A 19,807-nucleotide genomic window follows, 5' to 3' on the forward strand; every position below is an offset into this window, starting at 1 on the left:
GTCGGCAGCGCGAAAAGGGGGGGCGGTTGCAATGTCGGGATTGGTGTTGTCGTCGCCGCTTAACGGCTGGATCGGGCCGCTGGATGAGACGCCGGACGCGGTGTTCGCCGAGCGGATGCTGGGCGACGGCTTGGCGATTGATCCGTTTGGCTCGACCCTGCACGCGCCGTGCGACGCGGTGGTCGTCACCGTGCATCGCGCCCGCCACGCCGTGACGCTGCGCGCGGCCAATGGGGCCGAGATCCTGATGCATGTGGGGCTGGAGACGGTGGCCCTGAACGGCGAGGGCTTCAGTGTCTTCGTCCAGGAAGGCCAGAGCGTGAAGGCCGGCGACAGGCTGCTGGGGTTCGACCTCGACCTGCTGGCCCAGAAGGCCCGCAGCCTGATCACCCCGGTGGTGATCACCAATCCGGGCGCCTTCCAGATCGTCCGTCGCGACCAGGATCGCGCGCTGAGCGTCGGCGATTTCCTGATGGAGTTGTCGCCAGCCAATCTTCCAGGGGAGGGCGGCGCGGTGGCCGCCCGCCCGGTCAGCACTGGTGAAGTGTCGCGCGAGGTCGTCGTGCCGCTGGTCCATGGCATCCACGCCCGCCCCGCCGCCCGCATCGCCGAGACGGCCCGCCCGTTCGGGGCCGAGGTCGCCATCCTCGCCGGCAACCGCCGCGCCAGCGCCAGGAGCCCGGTGGGCGTCATGTCCCTGGCTATCCGCCATGGCGACGCCATCCAGGTCGTGGCTTCGGGTCTGGACGCCGAGGCGGCGATCCGGGCGGTGGCCGAGCTGATCGAAGGCGGCATGGGCGAGGGCGGTCCGGTGACCGCTCCGAGCCCCGCGCCCGTGGTGATCGAGGCGCCCCCGGCGCCCGCCGAACTTCCCCGCGACGGGGTGCTGAAGGGCGTGCTGGCCGCGCCAGGGCTGGCGATCGGCAAGGCCGTTCGGTTGGCTTCGACCGACATCGTCGTGCGCGAGCAGGGCGAAGGCGTCGCCCATGAAGAAGCCGCGCTCGCGAGCGCGCTCGACACCGTCCGCGCCCGCATCGAAGTCAACGCGGCTAAAGGCGACAAGGCCCGCAAGGCGATCCTGGGCGCCCACCTGGCCTTCCTGGATGATCCCGAACTCGCCGCCGGCGCCCGCCGCCTGATCGGCGAGGGCAAGAGCGCCGGCTTTGCCTGGCGCCAGGCGGTCGGCGGCTATGTCGAGGCTCTGCGCGGCCTGGGCGACCGCCGCCTGGCCGAACGCGTCGACGACCTGGTGGATCTCGAACGCCAGGTGCTGCGCGCGCTCCTTGTTCTGGAAGGGGCTGGCGAAGAGGACGAAGGCGCGGTCCTGGCGCCCGGCTCGATCCTGCTGGCCGACGAACTGCTGCCCTCGCAGCTGATGGGCGTGGATCCAAGCGCCGTGGCCGGCTTCGCCACCGCGCGCGGCGGCCCGACCTCGCACGTGGCGATCCTGGCCGCGGCCATGGGCATCCCGGCGATGGTCGCCCTGGGCGGCGCGCTGCTCAAGGTCAAGGACGGCGCCGCCCTGATCCTCGACGCCGACGGCGGAACCTTGCGCGTCGCGCCGGACGCGCCCGCCCTGGAAGCGGCCCAGACCGCCCTGGCCCAGCGCCAGGAACGCCGCGCGGCCGCCAAGGCCGCCGCCCACGAGGCCTGCGTCACCCAGGATGGCGTCCGCATCGAGGTGTTCGCCAACACCGGCTCGGTCGGCGACGCCGTGGCCGCCGTCGCCAATGGCGCGGAAGGCTGCGGTCTTCTCCGCACCGAGTTCCTGTTCCTGGACCGCGACACCCCGCCGGACGAGGACGAGCAGGCCCGCCAGTACCAGGCCATCGCCGACGCGCTGGAAGGCCGGCCGCTGATCATCCGCACCCTGGATGTCGGCGGCGACAAGGCCGCGCCGTACCTGCCGATCCCGGCCGAGGAGAACCCGGCGCTGGGCCTGCGCGGCGTGCGCGTCAGCCTGTGGCGGCCGCATCTGCTGAAGACCCAGCTGCGGGCCATCCTGCGGGTTCAACCTTTTGGCCAGTGCAAGATCATGGTCCCGATGATCGCCAGCCTGGACGAGCTGCGCGCCGTCCGCGCGGTGCTCGAGGAGGCCAAGCGCGAGCTGGGCGTCAGCGACAAGGTCGAGCTGGGCGTGATGATCGAGACGCCCGCCGCCGCCGTCACCGCCGACCTGCTCGCCGCCGAGGCCGACTTCCTGTCGATCGGCACCAACGATCTGACCCAGTATGTGCTGGCCATGGACCGGGGCAATCCCGAGCTGGCCGCCCGCATCGACGCCCTGCATCCGGCGGTGCTGCGGATGATCGACCAGACCTGCCAGGGCGCGGCCAGGCATCAGCGCTGGGTCGGCGTCTGCGGGGGGCTGGCCTCCGACGTCGCCGCCACGCCAATCCTGCTGGGCCTGGGCGTCACGGAGCTGTCGACCACGGCCAGCATCGCGCCCGAGGTGAAGGCCCGCGTGCGCGGCCTCTCGCGCGAGGCTTGCCGCGGCCTGGCCCGGCAGGCTCTGGACCAGACCTCGCCCGAGGCGGTCCGGGCCCTCGTGAAGTCTCATCTTTCTATTGGGGCAGGAGCCTGACGCCCATGAAGTCTCCGCTCGAGATCCTCCAGCCCCTGGGCCGGGCCCTGATGCTGCCGATCGCGGTGCTGCCGGTGGCGGGCCTGTTGCTGCGCCTGGGCCAGCCCGACCTGCTGAACATCGGCTTCATGGCCGCCGCCGGGGACGCGATCTTCTCCAACCTTGGCCTGCTGTTCGCCATCGGCGTCGCCGTGGGTCTCGCTCGCGAGAACAACGGCGCGGCCGGCCTGGCCGGCGTGGTCTGCTTCCTGATCGCCACCGAGGGCGCCAAGACCCTGCTGCACGTTCCGGCCGAGGTCACCGCCAATCTCGTCAAGGCCCATGCCGAGCTGGCGGGCGCGGCCTACAAGGCCAAGGCCCTGGCCAAGCTGAGCGCGCCGATCGGCATCCTCTCGGGCGTGATCGGCGGGCTGTTCTACAACCGCTTCTCGACCTTCAAACTGCCGGAATACCTGGCCTTCTTCAGCGGCCGGCGCTTCGTGCCGATGATCGCGGGCCTGGCCGGCCTGATCATGGCCGTGCTGATCGGCCTGGGCTATGACGGCATCAACGGCGCGGTCGACGCCGCCAGCCGGGCCGTGGTCGGCTCGGGCGAGATCGGCCTGCTGGTCTTCGGGTTCCTCAACCGGATCCTGATCGTCACCGGCCTGCACCATGTGCTCAACAACATCGCCTGGTTCGTGGTCGGCGACTATCACGGCGCCACGGGAGATCTCCGCCGCTTCTTCGCCGACGACCCCAGCGCCGGGGCGTTCATGAGCGGCTTCTTCCCGGTGATGATGTTCGGCCTGCCGGCCGCCTGCCTGGCCATGTACCACACCGCCAGGCCGGAGAAGAAAAAGGCCGTCGGCGGCATGCTGTTCTCGCTGGCCCTGACCTCGTTCCTGACCGGGGTGACCGAGCCGATCGAGTTCTCCTTCATGTTCCTGGCCCCGGTGCTCTTCGCCGTGCACGCGGTGCTGACGGGCGTGGCCATGGCGCTGATGAACCTGTTGAACGTGAAGCTGGGCTTCACCTTCTCGGCGGGCCTGTTCGACTATGTGCTGAACTTCGGCAAGGCCACGAACCCGTGGCTGCTGATCCCGGTCGGCCTCGTCTATGGCGCGGTCTATTACGGCCTGTTCCGGTTCTTCATCCAGCGCTTCGACCTCAAGACCCCAGGCCGCGAGGACGAGGACACCGTCGCCGTCGAGACCGTCACCACCGGCGGCGGGCGCGGCGCGGACTTCGTCCAGGCCCTGGGCGGGGCGGCCAACCTGACCAGCGTCGACGCCTGCACCACCCGCCTGCGCCTGATCGTCGTCGACCAGGGCGCGGTCAATGCGCCGGCCCTCAAGGCGTTGGGCGCGCGCGGGATCGTCAAGCCGTCCGCCAACGCGCTGCAGGTCGTGCTGGGCCCCATCGCCGACGGTGTCGCTGGCGAGATCCGCGCGACCCTAAGCCGGGGTATCGGGGACGCTCCGCCTCCCGCCAAGCCCGTCGCCGTCGCCAAGGTCGCGCCTTCGGCGCCGCCGAGCGTCGAGGACGACCGCAGGGCCAAAGCGCTGCTCGTCGCCCTGGGCGGCGCGGCCAACCTGACGAGCGTCGGAACCAGCTCCAGCCGCCTGCGCCTGGTCGTCGCCGACCCCGGCGCGGTGGACGAACCCGCCCTGAAGACCCTGGGCGCCCGCGGCCTCGTCCGCATCGGCGACCACATCGTCCACCTCGTCCTCGGCCCCGACGCCGAGCGCGTCGCGGAGGCTGTCAAATGTCTGGTCTAGGCGGCGCGCGCACGTCTGGCGTGAGCGTCAGGGCCGGTTCTCTCGACTCGGCGGCGACGGGTTCAAAGGCGCTGCTGGAGTGGTCGCAAAAAAGGCATTGAATTGGTATTGTATTCGGCGCAATCAGCATTGGAGAAAATCAAGCTAACCAACGAAAAAGAAATGATAAATCGAATCTTTTCGAGGTCCCGGTCCGCGTAGCCCACAATCAGCGCTGCCCAAGGATCGTACGCCTTACAAAGTTCAGAAAAACAAACGACTTACAGTTTTGCGCCGGCTTCACTCGACGCTCTATCGTCTCTTCGTACGCAGTCCGGAGAGGTCCTAAAATGGTCTGCATCATGTTTGCCGACGAGCCGCCGGGTCGCATCACGTCGACCGGTTCAAAAAAGGGGGAATAACACTATGATCAATCGTCAGTTCAACGTTTCACATGCCCGCCGCAAGGCCTTCGTGCTCGCCCTGCTGGCCGGCGCCTGTTTCGCCGACGCCGCTCTGGCTCAGAGCGCACCGGCCCCGGCGGCAGAGTCCGTCGATGAGGTGATCGTCACCGCCTTCCGCAAGAGCCTGGCCACCGCCCTGGAGGTCAAGCGCAAGGACGTGCGCGTCTCGGACGGCATCTCGTCGGAGGACATCGGCAAGTTCCCGTCGGAAAACATCGCCGAAGCCATCCAGCGCATTCCCGGCGTGCAGATTTCCAACATCAACGGCCGTGGCTCGACCATCAGCATCCGCGGCCTGGGTCCGCAGTACGCTCTGACCACCGTCAACGGTCAGGCTTTCAAGAGCTCGAACTTCACCGACGGCTTCCGCTACGACGTCATCCAGACCGAGCTGGCCTCGGGCATCCAGGTCTATAAGTCGCCGACCGCCGAAATGGACGCGGGCGGCCTGGCCGGCACCGTCAACATCGACACGGTGCACCCCTTCGACGTGAAGGGTCGCCAGATCATCATCGCCGGCAAGGCTCAGAAGCAGGACCTGATCGGCGGCGATCCCACGGGCAAGTTCGGTCTGACCTATGTCGATCACTTCTTCGACGGCAAGCTGGGCTTCTTCCTGGGCGGCGGCTACCAGGAGCTGAAGGACCGTGGCGACTATCTGTGGATGGACCGCTGGACCGTCGCCAACAACGTCTACACTCCGGCGCGCCCGCGCTATCGCCGCATCGACCGTGAGACCAAGCGCTCGATGGTCAATACCGCGATCCAGTTCAAGCCGACCAGCGACCTGCAGATCGACCTGATCGGCACCTACGCCAAGGACAAGACGACCCAAGACCTTCACCAGCAGGTCTTCCTGTTCACGACGCCTTCGGCCTCGAACGTCGTGCCGATCACGGTGGCCAACGGCACCGCGACCAAGGTGCAGGTGAACAACCTCCGCCTGGAGAACAACCACCAGTTCGAGAACCGTCCCCAGTCGACCGGCGCCCTGACGGCCAACGTCCACTACACGGGCATCGAGAACTGGGACTTCAAGGCCACCGGCCACTATTCGCGCGGTAGCGCCAAGCATAACGAAGAGGCGGCGATCCTCGGTATCAACATCCCGAGCGCCACGCTCGACATCAGCAACCCGAGCAACATCGTCTTCACGACGTCGACGCCGCTGACCGACACGGCCCAGTACAACACGGCTACGCTGATCCGGAACACCTACCCGAACGGCGCCTATCGCTCGATCGACTCTTATGAGGACGCCGGCCAATTCGACGCCAAGCGCTTCCTTGACTGGGGCGTGCTGGAGTCTATCCAGGCTGGCGCCAAGATCCGCCACGAAGTGCTCAAGCGCAACGTGATCCGTCGAGACGGCCAGAACAGCATCCCGGCGTCCTACTCGCCGACGATGGCCGCGACCGGCATTTCGATCACGAACTTCCTGGACGGCGACAACACCCTGCCCGCCGCCTGGGTGTCGCCGAACCTGCAAGCCTATCGCGACGCGCTCAAGGCCCAAGGCGTCTCGGTGTATAACGCGTTCGACCCGTCGGGCAGCTTCCGCGTCGAGCGTGACCTGACCTCGTTCTACGCCATGGCCAACCTGAAGGGCGAAGTGCTGTCGAAGACGTTCCGCGGCAATGTGGGCGTCCGCAGCGAGAGCACCGACCAGACGGTTAAGGGCTATGTCGGCGGGGCGGCCAACCCGCTGAACACCGAGGTCAAGCTGATCGCCGGGACCTACACGACCAAGAAGTCCTACGACAACATCCTGCCGTCGGCGAATTTCAGCCTGGACCTGACCGACAACCTGCTGCTGCGCTTCGCCGCCGCCAAGGTGCTGGTGCGTCCGATCATCGACTCCAACAACCAGCTGGCCACCACCAAGACCACCACGACCGACACCACGGGCAAGAAGGTCAATACGATCTCGATCGGCCAAGGCGATCTGGATCCGATGACGGCCAACCAGATCGATCTGACCCTCGAGTGGTACTACGGCCAGGGCAATGGCCTGTCCGCCGGCTACTTCTCGAAGAAGGTCAAGAACGGGGTCTTCACGTCGGTCATCTGCCCGGCTTCGTATGAAGGCGTCTCGTTGTCGAAGGACGCCACTGGCGTCTGCGTCTCCGGCGCGGGTGACACCTATTCGATCACCCAGAGCTTCAATGATGACAAGACGGTCGACATCCACGGCTACGAACTGAACTGGCAACAGTCGTTTGACGCCTGGCTGCCGATCAAGGGCTTCGGTCTGATCACGAACTACACCCACGTGAATCCGGCTACCTCGACGACGGGCTTCCGTCTGGCCAACCTGTCGGAGCACACCGCCAACGGCACGGTCTATTGGGAAAACCAGACCTTCAGCGCCCGTCTGTCGGCCAACTACCGCAGCGCCTACGACCAGACCTCGGTGGAGAGCTTCTTCGCTGGTCCGCTGGGTCACACGGTCAAGTCGCGGACGCAGCTGGACCTGAACCTGGGCTACAACTTCAACGAACACCTGAGCTTCGCCTTCGCGGCGATGAACATCAACAACGCGCAGGAGAAGGCCTACCTCGGCGACTCCAGCCGCTGGCAGATGTCGTCGGCGACGGGGCCGAGCTACTACCTGTCGTTCCAATACAAGATGTAACGCGTTCGGCGCGGCGCTCTCCTCCTCCCCGAGCGCCGCGTCCTTCCTGGCCTTGTCCGTCGGACGGACGAGGCCTTATCCCTGGCGCCCGCCGCTACTCTCTCCTGCGCGGCGGGCGTCCTTTTCCATAGATCCTGCCGCCGATGACCAGCTTGTTGAACCGCCGTCAGGCCCTGACCCTCGCCGCAGCGGCGAGCATGGCCCCGTCCGCCTTCGCCGCCCCCAAGAGCGGGGGCGCCGCGGCCGCGCGGGCGAGCCTGCAGCGATTGTTCGGCAAGCGCCTGGCCGGCGCCGCGCTCAGCCTGAAATCCGGCGGCGATCGGCCCTGGTATTCCGTCAGCGGCGGCGGTGGGAAGGTCTCGATTTCCGGCGACAGCCCCGTGGCCCTGGTGCGCGGGGCCTATGCCTATCTGCGCCAGTCGGGCCTGGCCCATGTCAGTTGGGAGGGCGACCGGGTCGCCCAGGGCGGCGCCTTGCCAGCCGTCTCCAGCGGCAAGGTCGAAAGCCCGTTCCGGCATCGCGCCTATCTCAACACCTGCACCTACGGCTACACGACCCCCTGGTGGGGCTGGAAGCGCTGGACCCGCGAGATCGACTGGATGGCGGCGCACGGCGTCGACATGCCGTTGGCCATGGAGGGCCAGGAATATGTCTGGCGGGCGCTATGGCGCGAGTTCGGTCTGAGCGAGGCCGAGCTGGCCGACTACTTCTCGGGCCCGGCCTTCACCCCATGGCACCGCATGGGCAACATCGAGGGCTATCGCGCGCCTCTGCCCACCGCCTGGATCGACAAGAAGAAGGACCTGCAGGTCAACATTCTCGGCCGCATGCGATCGCTGGGCATGACCCCGATCCTGCCGGCCTTCGGGGGCTATGTGCCCAAGGCCTTTGCCCAGAAGAACCCCAAGGCCCGCATCTACCGCATGCGTCCTTGGGAGGGCTTCCACGAGACCTACTGGCTGGACCCGGCCGATCCCTTGTTCGCCAAGATCGCCGGAAGGTTCCTGGCGCTCTACACGGAGACCTACGGGGCCGGGACCTACTATCTCGCGGACTCGTTCAACGAGATGCTGCCGCCGATCAACGCCGACGGCGCGGACGCCCGCTACGCGGCCTATGGCGACGGAACCGCCAATACGGCGGCGACAAAGACCAAGGTCGAGGTCGATCCGGTCCTGAAGGCCCAGCGCCTGGCCGCTTATGGCAAGGCGATTTACGACTCCATCCGGCAGGCCCGGCCCGACGCGGTCTGGGTCATGCAGGGCTGGTTGTTCGGCGCCGACAGCCACTTCTGGGATCCGACGGCGATCTCGGCCTATCTGAGCCTCGTTCCCGACGACAAGCTGATGATCCTGGATATCGGCAACGACCGCTATCCGGCCGTATGGAAGAACGCCAAGGCCTTCGGCGGCAAGCCGTGGATCTACGGTTACGTCCATAACTATGGCGGCAGCAATCCGGTCTATGGCGATCTGGACTACTACCGCCAGGACATCGCGGCGATCGCGAGCAATCCCGAAACGGGCAAGCTGTCGGGCTTCGGCATGTTCCCGGAAGGGCTGCACAACAACTCGATCGTCTATGAAGCCGTCTACGACCTGGCCTGGGGCGCGGGGCAGGAGAGCGGTGCGGCGTGGCTGTCGACCTATGCCCGCTCGCGCTACGGCCGTACGACGCCGGCGCTGGATGCGGCCATGGGTCTGTTGGTGCAGGGTGCGTATTCGACCCGCTACTGGTCGCCGCGCTGGTGGAACAGCAAGGCCGGGGCCTATCTGTTCTTCAAGCGGCCGACGGCGACGATCGGCGCGTTCCCGCCACATCCGGGCGATCGCGCCAAACTGGAGGCGGCCGTCAAGGCGCTCGCGGCGCTGGCGCCAGCCTATGCGAACGAGCCCCTGTTCTTGCTCGACCTGACCGACGCGACACGTCACCTGGCCACGATGAAGATCGACGACCTGCTGCAAGCCGCCGTCGCCGCCTATCGGCGTGGTGATGTCGCCGCGGGCGACCAGGCGCACGCCGAGATCGAGGCGCTGGCGCTGTCGATCGACAAGCTTCTGGGCGTCCAACCCGAGACGCTGGCCACCTGGATCGACGACGCGCGCGCCTATGGCGACACGCCTGGCGATGCGGCGGCCTATGTCGCCAACGCCAAGGCCCAGGTCACGGTCTGGGGCGGACAGGGCAACCTCAACGACTATGCCTCCAAGGCCTGGCAGGGGCTGTATCGCGGCTTCTATCTGCCGCGCTGGTCGCTGTTCCTCGACACGCTGAAGGCGGCAGGGACGGGGGGCTTCGACGAAGCCGCCGCCGTGCGCGCCAGCATCGCCTGGGAGCACGGCTGGGTGGAGGCCGATGTCGCCTATCGCCGCGAAAGGCCCGCCGACCCGATCGGCGAGATAAAGACCCTGATCGCACGCATCGGTCAGGGCGGGGAGAAGACCGCATGAGCAAGCCCGCCGCCCGTTTTCTCTCTCTGGATGTGTTCCGAGGGCTGACGGTCTTTCTGATGATCGTCGTCAATACGGCGGGCCCGGGCGCCAAGGCCTATACCCAGCTGGTCCACGCGCCGTGGTTCGGGTTCACGGCGGCCGACGCGGTGTTTCCGTCGTTCCTGTTCGCGGTCGGCTGTTCGATGGCCTTCGCCTTCTCGCGGCCGATCCCCCTCAACGACTTCCTGGTCAAGGTGCTGAAGCGGGCGGCGCTGATCTTCCTGCTGGGCTTCCTGATGTACTGGTTCCCGTTCGTCCATAAGGTCGACGGGCACTGGGTTCCGAACCCCTTCTCCGAGACTCGGGTGACCGGCGTCCTGCAGCGCATCGCCCTCTGCTACATGCTGGCCGCCTTCGCCGTGCGCTGGCTGTCGCCGCGTCTGATCGTCGTGCTGTCGGCCGCGTTGCTGCTGGGCTACTGGGCGATCCTCCTCGTCTTTGGGGATCCGGCGGCGCCGCTGTCCAAGCTGGGCAACGCCGGCACGCATCTGGATCTCCTCCTGATCGGCCAGAACCATCTCTACCGGAAGGACGCCGGCTTCGACCCCGAAGGCTTGCTCGGCGCGCTGCCGGCCACGGTCAACGTCCTGGCGGGCTATCTGGCCGCCCGCCTGCTGAGGGCCGCGCCCGAAGCGCGGCAAGCCGTCAGGCGCATGCTCCTGATTGGCGCGACGCTGGTCCTGGCCGGCCTGGCCTGGGGCCTAGTCTTCCCGATCGCCAAGAAGCTCTGGACCGGCAGCTTCGTCCTGCTGACCGTGGGGATCGACTTCCTGCTGCTCGCGGCGCTGACCCTGGCGCTGGAAGGGAAGGAGACGAACGCCTTCACCAAGTTCTTCGAGGTGTTCGGTCTCAATCCTCTGGTGATCTACCTGTTCTCGGAGCTGTTCGTCGTCGTGCTGGGCATGATCGAGGTCGCGCCCGGGGTGGGGATCTACAGCTGGATCGGCGTCCATCTTTTCCAGGCCATGGCGCCCGGCGCGCTGGGCTCGTTGCTCTGCGCGCTCGCCTACACGCTGCTGTGCTGGCTGCTGGGTTACGTCATGTATCGACGCGGCGTGGTCGTGAAGCTGTAGGGGCCGGCATGTCTCATCTCGCGCGTCTCTGCGCCGCCTTGCTCATGCTGACGCCGTCGGTGTCGGCTGCCGCCGGCGCGTCGGAAGATCACCTCGAGAAGGTGGTGATCCTGAGCCGCCATGGCGTCCGCGCGGCCATGTCCTCGCCAGAGCGGCTCGGGGAGGCTTCGGCCCGCCCGTGGCCGCGCTTCGAGGTTCCGGCCGGTCACCTGACCGCGCGCGGCGGCCAACTGGTCGAGCAGATCGGCGCCTACTATCGCCAGCTCTACGTGGCGGAGGGTCTGCTGACGTCCGGCGACTGCGGGCAGACCTATTTCTGGGCAAACCAGACCCAGAGGACCATCGCCACGGCGCGGGCCTATGCGCGGACGATCGCGCCGGGTTGCGCGGTCGAGGTCCATGCCGTCGGCGAAGGCGCGGACGACCCGATGTTCGAACCCGTCAAGGCCGGCGTCGTCCAGGCGGACCCCGCCTTGGCGCGCGCCGCCGTGGCCGGAAGGGTTGGTGGCGACCTTACCGCATGGAGCGCCAGCCACCGCCAGGAAGTCGAGACGCTCGACGCCTTTCTCATGCAGTGCGCCAAGGGGCCTTGCCCTCCCTCGGCCGGCAAACGCCGGGCCACGGACGCTAAGCCCGGCTTCGCCGAAAATGGGGAACTGGCCGAGCTGACGGGTCCCGAGGCCTTTGCTTCGGGCGTCACCGAGAGCCTGCTGATGGCCTGGGCCGACGGACGGGACTTCGCCGCCCTGGGCTGGAAAGGCGTCGACGAAGACACGCTGACGCGGGTCTTCTTCCTGCATCAGGCCGAGTTCGATCTGCGCCTGCGCACACCCTATGTGGCCAAGATCCTCGCGGGGCATCTGGCTGGCCGACTGCTGGCCACGCTGGAGGACGGCGCTGGCGCCTCCGCCGCGGCGATCGGACCTCAGGACGCCAAGCTGGTGGTGATCGCCGGACATGACGGCACCCTGGCGAGCTTGGGCGGCTTGCTGCGCGCCGAGTGGACGCTGCCCGGCTACCAGCCCAATCAGATCCAGCCGGGCGGAGCGCTTGTTTTCGAACGCTGGCGTCGCGCCGACGGCGTGCGAGTCATCCGGGCGCGCTTCACGGGGCAGAGCCTGGAGCAACTGCGCGCCGGGACGCGCCTGTCGCTGACGACGCCACCGCTGGCCGCGCCGGTCTTCATTCCCGGCTGCAGCACCGCGACACCGGCGTTCGACTGTCCCTTGAAGGACTTTCAGGCCGTCGTGGGGCGCGCGATCGGTCCCTGAGGCCGGGTGCGGATAGACCACCAATGAAAAATTCCAGGGACGGAAGCAGGAAGACGATGATGGGCAAGCAGGCGTCGTGGCCGCGACTGGCGGGATGTCTTCTCGCGGCGGCGCTTTGGCCGCTCGGCGCTCTCGCGGCGAAGGCTCCGGATCCCGCCAAGGCCGAGGCCATCTTCAGCGATGGGCCGACACGCGGCGGCTTCGCGCTGGTCGCGCCGGGCAAGGCGCCGACGATCGTCGTCGACTCCGCCGACGCCAGCGTCGTGCGGCACGCGGCCGAGGACCTGGCTGAAGACATCAAGACCGTCACCGGCCAAGTCTCGCCGGTGAAGGGCGAGGCTACAAGCGGAACGGCCATTCTGGTCGGTACGCTGGGTCATAGCGCCATGATCGACCAACTGGTCGCGTCCGGCCGTATCGACGTCTCGCGCCTGAAGGGAGCCTGGGAGAGCTTCGTCATCACGACGCTGGATCGTCCGCTGCCCGGCGTCGACAAGGCCGTGGTCGTGATCGGCAGCGATCGCCGTGGCGCGGCCTTTGGCGCCTATGAACTGGCTCAGCAGATGGGCGTCTCGCCCTGGGCCTGGTGGGCGGATGTCACGCCAAAGCATCGCGATACGCTGTTCGTCCGCGCGGGCGCCAAGCGCTTCGGCCCTCCGTCGGTGCGCTATCGCGGGATCTTCGTGAACGACGAGGACTGGGGGCTCTATCCCTGGGCCGCCAAGACCTTCGATCCCGAGCGCGGTGATATCGGTCCGAAGACTTATCGCCGGATCTTTACCCTGCTGCTGCGCCTCAAGGCCAACACCTTGTGGCCGGCCATGCATCACACCACCGCGCCGTTCAACGACGACCCGGGCAACGCCAAGCTGGCCGACGAATACGGCATCGTCATGGGCTCGTCCCACGCGGAAGCCATGCTGCGCAACAATGTCGGGGAGTGGAAGGACGATCCGGCCAAGTTCAACTACGCGACCAATCCCGAGGGCGTGAAGGCCTATTGGGACGAGCGCGCCAAGGCCAATGCGCCTTATGAAAGCCTGTGGACCGTCGGTATGCGCGGCATTCACGACACCGGCATGGTCGGACCCAAGACCATGCAGGAGAAGGTGGCGTTGCTCGACAAGATCATCAGCGATCAGCGCCAGATCCTGAGCCAGGAGGTCTCCACCGACACCGCCAAGGTCCCGCAGATCTTCGTGCCGTACAAGGAGGTGCTGGAGATCTACCGCGCTGGCGTGAAGGTCCCCGACGATGTCACCATCGTCTGGCCCGATGACAATTTCGGCTACATCCGACAGTTCGCCAGCGCCGAGGAGGCTGGGCGCAAGGGCGGGGCGGGCGTCTATTATCACCTGTCCTACCTGGGCTATCCGCTGGCCTATCTGTGGCTGGCCACGACGCCGCCGGCCCTCGTGCAGGAGGAGATGATCCACGCCTGGGACAAGGGCGCGCGCAATGTCTGGATCGCCAATGTCGGGGACATCAAGCCCGCCGAGATCGGGACCAGCCACTTCCTGGAGATGGCCTGGGATATCGATCAATGGCGTGGTCGCTCCCAGCGCCAGTTCCTGCAGGATTGGACGGCGCGCAATCTGGGCGCGGACCTTTCGGCCGAGACCGCCGATCTGCTGGACCGCTACTACCGCCTGAACTTCGAGCGACGCCCCGAACATCTGGAATGGCAGCCCCAAGCCGAGAGCCGTCACCTCAGTAGCTACACGCCTGCCCAGGTCAACGACCGGCTGCGGTCGTTCCGGCGGCTGGCCGCCGAGGCGCGGGCGATGGGACAACATATTCCGCCGGAACTCGCCGACGCCTGGTTCGAACTTGTCGAGTTCCCGATCCGGATATCAGCGGCCGCCAACATGCGGTTCTTCGCGGCGGAACGCTATAATGAGCTGATCGACAGCGATCAGGCCATGGCGCGCTCGGCAGGCGGCGCGGCGGTTTTGGCCCAGGCCGAGATCACCGCCTTGACCACGCGCTTCAACGAGCGGATCGCCGGCGGCAAGTGGCGCTGGCTGATGCCGGAGGAGCCGGCCGACAGCCAGTGGCGGATCTACCGCGCGCGTTCCATTCCGCTGCCCGGCGCGGGCCTGACCGCCGACCCGGCGACGTTCCTGGCGGTGGTCGACGCCCCGACGCGCGCCGAGGAGCCGATCATAGAGGCCGAGGCCTTCACGGCCAATACCGGCTGGCGTCTGGTCGAAGGCGTGGGGCGCGGGCGCGGGGTAATGGTCGCGGACAGCAAGGGGGCCGCCTTGACCTTCCAGGTCGACGTCGCCTCGAACGGTCGTCGCCTGCAACTTGGCGTCCTGCCGATCTTCCCCGATGGCCAGGCCAAGGAGATCGAAGCGGAGGTAAGCATCGACGGCGCTGGGCCCGAGCGCGTGCGCTGGCCGCGCGCCGTCGGCTCGCCAGCATGGGCCCAAGGCGTGCTCGATAACCTGCTGAAGGCGACTGTCGGACCGGAACTGAGCCCGGGGCGGCACACGATCCGCGTCACATCAGCGGTCGGTCGCGTGGGCCTGGATCAGCTGCGTCTCGTTGAGCCCGAGACGGTTCTGACCCACGAAAACCACTGAGGGAACTAGAGGCCGCCGCCGCCGCGGCGGGCCTCAGGAGCGAAGCTGGCCAATTACCCGCCTGGTCAACGGCTTTGAAACGGGACGGGGCGCGGAGCGAGCCATCGCGGCCGGACCCAGGCCGGTGGCGGCCGAGTGGTCGGGCGGAACGGCAAGCGATGTCTTGCAACCCCTGGTCAGCTGACCAGGGAGTGCATGAACTCCAGCTTGGCGACGGGCTCGAGCGGACCGGCGGCCTTCAGCAGCTTGAAGGCGTCATCGGCGGCTTGAAGCGTGTGGTCGATATCCCCGTCGGTCATGGCCGTGGTCATGAACATGTTGTGCCAGGGGTGGAAGTACACGCCGCGCTTGAGCAGCGCATTGTTCCAGAAGTAGCCCTTGGCCCCGGTCGGGTCGTCGTCGACCATGATCAGCGGCATTTGGGCCGGCCCGGTCTGGCGCAGGCCGAAGCCGTTCTGGCCGGCGACCGCGTCGAGGCCCGTGCGCAGGCGCTCGCCCAGCGCGATGCTGCGCTCAAGATAGTCGGTTTCACGGATCAGCTTCAGGGTCTCGAGCGATGCGGCCATCGGCGCGGCCGAGAACCAGTACGAGCCGGTGGCGTAGATGGTGGCCGCCGCGAACCGGGCGACGTCAGCGCCCAGCAGGGCCGAAATCGGATGGCCGTTGGCGATCGCCTTGCCCCAGGTCGACAGGTCCGGTTTGACGCCGACGAGAGACCAGCTGCAGTCGCGGGCGAGGCGGAAGCCGGCCCGGACGTCGTCGACGATCAATAGGGCGCCATGCTCATCGCACAGCCCGCGAGCCCGGCGGGCGTATTCGGGGTTTGGCGGCTCCTGGTCGACGAAGGTGTCGTGCTTGATCGGCGCGGCGAAGATCGCCGCCAGATCCGAGCCCGCCTCGCGCACGGCCGCCTCCAGGCTTTCGACGTCGTTGTACTCGTAAAAGACCTGGTTGGCGCGGTCGGCCGGCGTGACGCCGTTTTTCAGCGGGGTGCACCACGGCGCGGCCCCATGATAGGCGCCCTTGGCCAGGACGATGGTCTTCTTCTGGGTGAAGTTGCGGGCGATCATCATCGCCATGGTGGTGGCGTCGGTGCCGTTCTTGCAGAACAACGCCCAGTCGGCGTGGCTGACCTGAGCGGTCAGGGCCTCGGCCAATTCGACCATGGCCGCGCCGGGGCCGGTCATGGTGTCGCCCTGCTTCATCCGGTCGACATAGGCCGCGTTGATACCGGAATGGCCATAACCGAACAGGTTGGGTCCATAGCCGCACAGGAAGTCGATGTAGCGGTTGCCGTCGACGTCCCAGAGATGGGCGCCTTCCGCCCGATCGAAGAACTGCGGATAGTCGTCGGGCAGCAGCATGACCGACTGGTGGCCGTACATGCCGTTGGGGATCACGGCCATGGCGCGCTCGCGCAGCGCGCTATCCTTGCTGTTCGTCCAGGTCATTCGGGAGCGTCCTGCCTTTAAGATAGTTTTGACTATCATATCGACTGAGGCATAGTGCCTGTCAATGTATCGGGGAGCGACGGCATGAAGACCGGCTTGGCATGCATCGGGCTGACGACTTTGGATGTGGTGGCGCGCGCCATCGACGCGCTGCCTGAAGGGGAGGGAACGACCCTGATCGAAGGCATCGCCTGCGCCCCGGCGGGGACGGCGGCGGGCGCCGCCCTGGTCGCCGCCAAGCTGGGCGTGGCGGTCAGCCTCGCCTCGGCCGTGGGCGATGATCTGGTCGGCCGCTTCATCCGCATGGCGCTGGACGAAGCCGGGGTGGACCTCAGGGCGCTGGAGACCCTACCGGGCCTGCCCAGTTCCACGACCGTGCTGGCCGTGGACTCGGCGGGACGGCGACCGAACTTCCATGCGCTGGGCGCGGGCATGCTGGCGGCGGTCACGCCAGAGGCGCTGGCGGCGGCGCGGTCCGCGCGCTTTCTGCACTATGCCGGGATTGGCGGGCCAAGGCTCGACGGTGGCCCTGGCGCGGACCTTGTCCAGGCGGCGCGCGAAGCGGGCGCCATCGTGACCTGCGACCTGATCTCGCCCCAGGCCTCGGCGCTCGACGAGCTGAAGCGGCTGCTGCCGTATGTCGACTACTTCCTGCCGAGCGCGGCCGAGGCACGGATGCTGACGGGGCAAGACGATCTCTTCGCCGCCGCGGACATCTTTATCGGTCTGGGAGCCAGGAATTGCCTGATCAAGGACGGCGGCCGAGGCTCGGTGGTGGTGCTGGACGGCGTCCGCATGACCCTGCCAGCCTATGCGATCAAGCCGATCGACACGACCAGCTGCGGCGACTCCTATTGCGCCGGCTTTATCGCCGCGCTGGACCGCGGCTGGCCGCCGCTTGACGCCGCGCGCTTCGCCACCGCCACGGCGGCGCTAGTGGCGCAGGGCCTGGCGACCCTTGGCAAGCTGGAGAGCTTCGAGGCCACCGAGGCGGCCATGCGCGCCATGACCCTGAATGGAGACGTCCGATGACCGTCGATGAAGGCGCGCTGCGCCAGCGTATGACCGAGGTCATGAAGGCGATGGACGACAGGGGGCTCAACCGGGGCACCTCGGGCAATGTCTCGGCGCGGTGTGGCGAGGCGATGCTGGTCACGCCCAGCGGCGTGCCGGCCGGACGGTTGGTCCCCGAGCACATGGTGCTGGTCCAGCCCGACGGATCGACGGCGCAAGGCGCGCTGAAGCCGTCCAGCGAGTGGCGGATGCACCAGGGCATCCTCGATCGCCGCCCCGACGTCGGGGCGGTGGTCCACTGCCACTCGCGCCACGCCACCATCCTGGCCTGCGCGGGCAAGCCGATCCCCGCGGTTCACTACATGGTCGCCGTCAGCGGCGGGACCAGCGTGCCGGTCGCGCCCTATGCCACATTCGGCTCCGAGGACCTCGCCCAGGTCGTGGTCGAGGCGCTGGATGGTCGCTACGCCACCCTGATGGCCAATCATGGCCAGATCGTCGCCGCGCCCAATCTCGACTACGCCCTGGCCATCGCCGAGGAGATCGAGGAGCAGGCGGCGGTCTATTGGGGCACGCTGGCGATCGGCGGCCCGACGCTGCTGGCGGAGGAGGAGATGAACCTGATCCTCCAGCGCTTCAAATCCTACGGTCAGCGCTGATGAGCGTCTCGGAAAGGCTTGTCGAGGGGCAAGTCGCGGTCGCCTCGCCGCCGAGGTGGGACGCCGCCGTCAGTCAGGCCGTCGGGGTCGTGGCCTTGCTGATCGCCGGATTGCAGCCGGTGATCCTGGGCGCGATGGAGCGGGAGGGGCGGCTCAGCACGGCCCAGATCGGCCTGGCCGCCACCGTCGAGCTGATGGCCCTGGGTGTCGCCGCCGGTCTGGCGGCCGCCTTTCTCAAGCCGACCAACATCCGGCTGAAGATGGCGCTGGTTTGCCTGCTGCACGCCGGCGCGATGATGGCCACGACGCTGGTCAGCGGCGTTGGCGTGATCCTGGTTCGGACCGTGGCGGGCGCGTTCGCCGGGGTCATGTTGTGGCTGGCCATCGGAGTGATCGCGCGCTCTTCCCGACCGGAGCGCGCCTCCGGCGTCTTCGTCACCCTGCAGACCTTCGCCCAGCTGGTGCTGGCGGCGACCTTGCCGGCCACGGTCATGGTCCACGGCGGCGTCAACGGCGCCCTGACCTGCCTGGCGGTGATCTCCGTCCTGGCCGCCCTGGCGGCGCTGACTGGACCCGACCGTCTGGCCGCCTTGCCCAAGCACGAGGACGGCGGCCGCCTGGATACTCGCGCCCTGGCCGGCCTGGCGGCGGTCTTCCTGTGGATGGCCTTTATCGTGGCCCTGTGGGTCTATCTGGAGCCGTTGGCGGCCCAGGCTGGCCTGTCCCCGCGCGAGTCGGGCATGGCGATCGCTCAGGCGCTGGGCCTGCAAGTCCTGGGCGGCGTGGCCGCCACCGTGGTGGGCGATCGCGTTCCGCCGGCCCGGATGCTGATGGGCGTCGGCGTGCTCAACGCCATCATCCTGGCGGTGCTTTGGAGCGGACCGGGCCGCTTGCCGTTCGCCGCCTGCGTGGCGGCGTTCGGGTTCCTGTGGCTGTTCGCCCTGCCGTTCCAGACCCTGATGCTGATCCGCATCGATCCGACACGGCGCGCCTCGATGCAGCTGGGCGCGGCTCAGCTGCTGGGCAGCAGCGCCGGGCCATTGGCGGCGTCCATGGTCGTCGGCGACGGACCCGTTCGGAGAGCGTTGATCCTGTCAGCCGCTTGTCTGGTTCTGGCCCTGGCGCTGATCAGTCTTTTGAGGCCGAAGTCGCCCGCGTGAGGTTCTGGTAGTACAGCCCGACCATCCAGCAGATCTCTTCATTGATCTTGTCCTCGTCCTGGTCCGGCTCCTCCAGCACCATTTCGGTGGCGGCGTACATCATCTGGGTCGTCAGGCGCGTGGCCGTGCGCAGGCGATCTTCGCTGGCGTGCGGGTTCTCGGCCTTCAGGATCTCGAACAAGGCGTGGGCGACCATGTCGCGCGAGGTGGTTCGCACCTCCTGCAGCATCGGTAGGGCGCGCAGGGCCCGCAGGATCCAGTCGCCGCCCGGGAAGTCGCGGGTGATAGCGTTGACCTGCTTTTGCAGATCGCGGTTCTTGGCGACCGACTCTTCCAGCGAGGCGGCCTTGATACCGCCGTCCTCGAGCCAGGCCAGGACCACCTTGTCCTGGGCGTCCATCAACCGGTGCGCCAGCTCCTTCAGCAGCGCGTACTTGTTGGGGAAATAGCGGTAAAGCGCCGGCGGCGTCAGGCCCGCGCGCTCGCACACCAGGTTGGTCGTCAGACGCTCGAAGCCTACCTCGGCCAGCAGTTCGCCGGCGGTGGTCAGGATCACCTCGAACGTGTCCTTACCCCGTCGCCGCGAGGGGCGCGACTTGGTGTCCAGCGACGGCGCGGCGGTCTTGTTGGCGGGGGTCTTCGCGGCGGTGCTTCTTGCCATGCGATCCTGATAGCAA

Annotated in this window: 12 protein-coding genes; 10 read left to right on the forward strand and 2 right to left on the reverse strand. The window is 67.6% G+C overall.

Going from position 1 to position 19,807, the window contains the following annotated elements; translation table 11 throughout:
* The first annotated feature begins 31 nt into the window (after positions 1 to 31).
* From ptsP to ACW175_RS09995, 7 genes are all read left to right on the forward strand, one after another.
* The gene (gene ptsP, locus ACW175_RS09965) at positions 32 to 2,584 is read left to right on the forward strand and encodes a phosphoenolpyruvate--protein phosphotransferase (protein ID WP_492104328.1); all 2,553 of its coding nucleotides are present in this window, start codon (positions 32 to 34) and stop codon (positions 2,582 to 2,584) included.
* Between the two features lie 5 nt (positions 2,585 to 2,589).
* Positions 2,590 to 4,344 (forward strand): N-acetylglucosamine-specific PTS transporter subunit IIBC, encoded by a 1,755-nt coding sequence (gene nagE / locus ACW175_RS09970; protein ID WP_492104329.1) that lies wholly within the window; start codon positions 2,590 to 2,592, stop codon positions 4,342 to 4,344.
* 405 nt (positions 4,345 to 4,749) lie between these two features.
* On the forward strand, positions 4,750 to 7,422 hold the full coding sequence (locus tag ACW175_RS09975; protein WP_492104330.1) for a TonB-dependent receptor: 2,673 nt from the start codon (positions 4,750 to 4,752) through the stop codon (positions 7,420 to 7,422).
* A 143-nt stretch (positions 7,423 to 7,565) separates the two neighbouring features.
* Positions 7,566 to 9,872 carry an alpha-N-acetylglucosaminidase gene (locus ACW175_RS09980; RefSeq protein ID WP_492104331.1) on the forward strand — a complete coding sequence of 769 codons (2,307 nt, stop codon included), beginning with the start codon at positions 7,566 to 7,568 and terminating at the stop codon, positions 9,870 to 9,872.
* Positions 9,869 to 10,987 (forward strand): acyltransferase family protein, encoded by a 1,119-nt coding sequence (locus tag ACW175_RS09985; RefSeq protein ID WP_492104332.1) that lies wholly within the window; start codon positions 9,869 to 9,871, stop codon positions 10,985 to 10,987. Before ACW175_RS09980 ends, ACW175_RS09985 begins: the two co-directional genes overlap by 4 nt.
* An 8-nt stretch (positions 10,988 to 10,995) precedes the next feature.
* Positions 10,996 to 12,258 (forward strand): histidine-type phosphatase, encoded by a 1,263-nt coding sequence (locus tag ACW175_RS09990; protein WP_492104333.1) that lies wholly within the window; start codon positions 10,996 to 10,998, stop codon positions 12,256 to 12,258.
* A gap of 59 nt (positions 12,259 to 12,317) precedes the next feature.
* Positions 12,318 to 14,846, forward strand: a complete 2,529-nt coding sequence (locus ACW175_RS09995) for a glycosyl hydrolase 115 family protein (protein ID WP_492104937.1) — start codon at positions 12,318 to 12,320, stop codon at positions 14,844 to 14,846.
* Between the two features lie 176 nt (positions 14,847 to 15,022).
* Here ACW175_RS09995 and ACW175_RS10000 read toward each other — a convergent pair whose 3' ends face one another.
* The gene (locus tag ACW175_RS10000; RefSeq protein ID WP_492104334.1) at positions 15,023 to 16,297 is read right to left on the reverse strand and encodes an aminotransferase class III-fold pyridoxal phosphate-dependent enzyme; all 1,275 of its coding nucleotides are present in this window, start codon (positions 16,295 to 16,297) and stop codon (positions 15,023 to 15,025) included.
* Positions 16,298 to 16,381: 84 nt separating this feature from the next.
* Here ACW175_RS10000 and ACW175_RS10005 point away from each other — a divergent pair, with 84 nt between their 5' ends.
* From ACW175_RS10005 to ACW175_RS10015, 3 genes are read left to right on the forward strand one after another with little or no spacing between them, the layout of a single operon-like run.
* Positions 16,382 to 17,329, forward strand: a complete 948-nt coding sequence (locus tag ACW175_RS10005) for a carbohydrate kinase family protein (RefSeq protein WP_492104335.1) — start codon at positions 16,382 to 16,384, stop codon at positions 17,327 to 17,329.
* Positions 17,326 to 17,970 (forward strand): class II aldolase/adducin family protein, encoded by a 645-nt coding sequence (locus ACW175_RS10010; protein ID WP_492104336.1) that lies wholly within the window; start codon positions 17,326 to 17,328, stop codon positions 17,968 to 17,970. Before ACW175_RS10005 ends, ACW175_RS10010 begins: the two co-directional genes overlap by 4 nt.
* Entirely contained in the window at positions 17,970 to 19,130 is a 1,161-nt protein-coding gene (locus ACW175_RS10015) for an MFS transporter (RefSeq protein WP_492104337.1), read from the forward strand. The genes ACW175_RS10010 and ACW175_RS10015 overlap by 1 nt, the downstream gene beginning before the upstream one ends.
* Here the strand turns inward: ACW175_RS10015 and ACW175_RS10020 are convergent.
* Complete coding sequence (locus ACW175_RS10020) at positions 19,099 to 19,791, reverse strand: TetR/AcrR family transcriptional regulator (RefSeq protein ID WP_492104338.1); 693 nt, start codon at positions 19,789 to 19,791, stop codon at positions 19,099 to 19,101. The genes ACW175_RS10015 and ACW175_RS10020 overlap by 32 nt on opposite strands.
* Between the last annotated feature and the right edge of the window lie 16 nt (positions 19,792 to 19,807).

It is taken from the genome of Caulobacter sp. FV1ye6ST, assembly GCF_058681225.1.

Coding starts and splice junctions, on each gene's coding strand:
- ptsP (WP_492104328.1), top strand. CDS start 32: ATGTCGGGATTGGTGTTGTCGTCGCCGCTTAACGGCTGGATCGGGCCG.
- nagE (WP_492104329.1), top strand. CDS start 2,590: ATGAAGTCTCCGCTCGAGATCCTCCAGCCCCTGGGCCGGGCCCTGATG.
- ACW175_RS09975 (WP_492104330.1), top strand. CDS start 4,750: ATGATCAATCGTCAGTTCAACGTTTCACATGCCCGCCGCAAGGCCTTC.
- ACW175_RS09980 (WP_492104331.1), top strand. CDS start 7,566: ATGACCAGCTTGTTGAACCGCCGTCAGGCCCTGACCCTCGCCGCAGCG.
- ACW175_RS09985 (WP_492104332.1), top strand. CDS start 9,869: ATGAGCAAGCCCGCCGCCCGTTTTCTCTCTCTGGATGTGTTCCGAGGG.
- ACW175_RS09990 (WP_492104333.1), top strand. CDS start 10,996: ATGTCTCATCTCGCGCGTCTCTGCGCCGCCTTGCTCATGCTGACGCCG.
- ACW175_RS09995 (WP_492104937.1), top strand. CDS start 12,318: ATGGGCAAGCAGGCGTCGTGGCCGCGACTGGCGGGATGTCTTCTCGCG.
- ACW175_RS10000 (WP_492104334.1), bottom strand. CDS start 16,297: ATGACCTGGACGAACAGCAAGGATAGCGCGCTGCGCGAGCGCGCCATG.
- ACW175_RS10005 (WP_492104335.1), top strand. CDS start 16,382: ATGAAGACCGGCTTGGCATGCATCGGGCTGACGACTTTGGATGTGGTG.
- ACW175_RS10010 (WP_492104336.1), top strand. CDS start 17,326: ATGACCGTCGATGAAGGCGCGCTGCGCCAGCGTATGACCGAGGTCATG.
- ACW175_RS10015 (WP_492104337.1), top strand. CDS start 17,970: ATGAGCGTCTCGGAAAGGCTTGTCGAGGGGCAAGTCGCGGTCGCCTCG.
- ACW175_RS10020 (WP_492104338.1), bottom strand. CDS start 19,791: ATGGCAAGAAGCACCGCCGCGAAGACCCCCGCCAACAAGACCGCCGCG.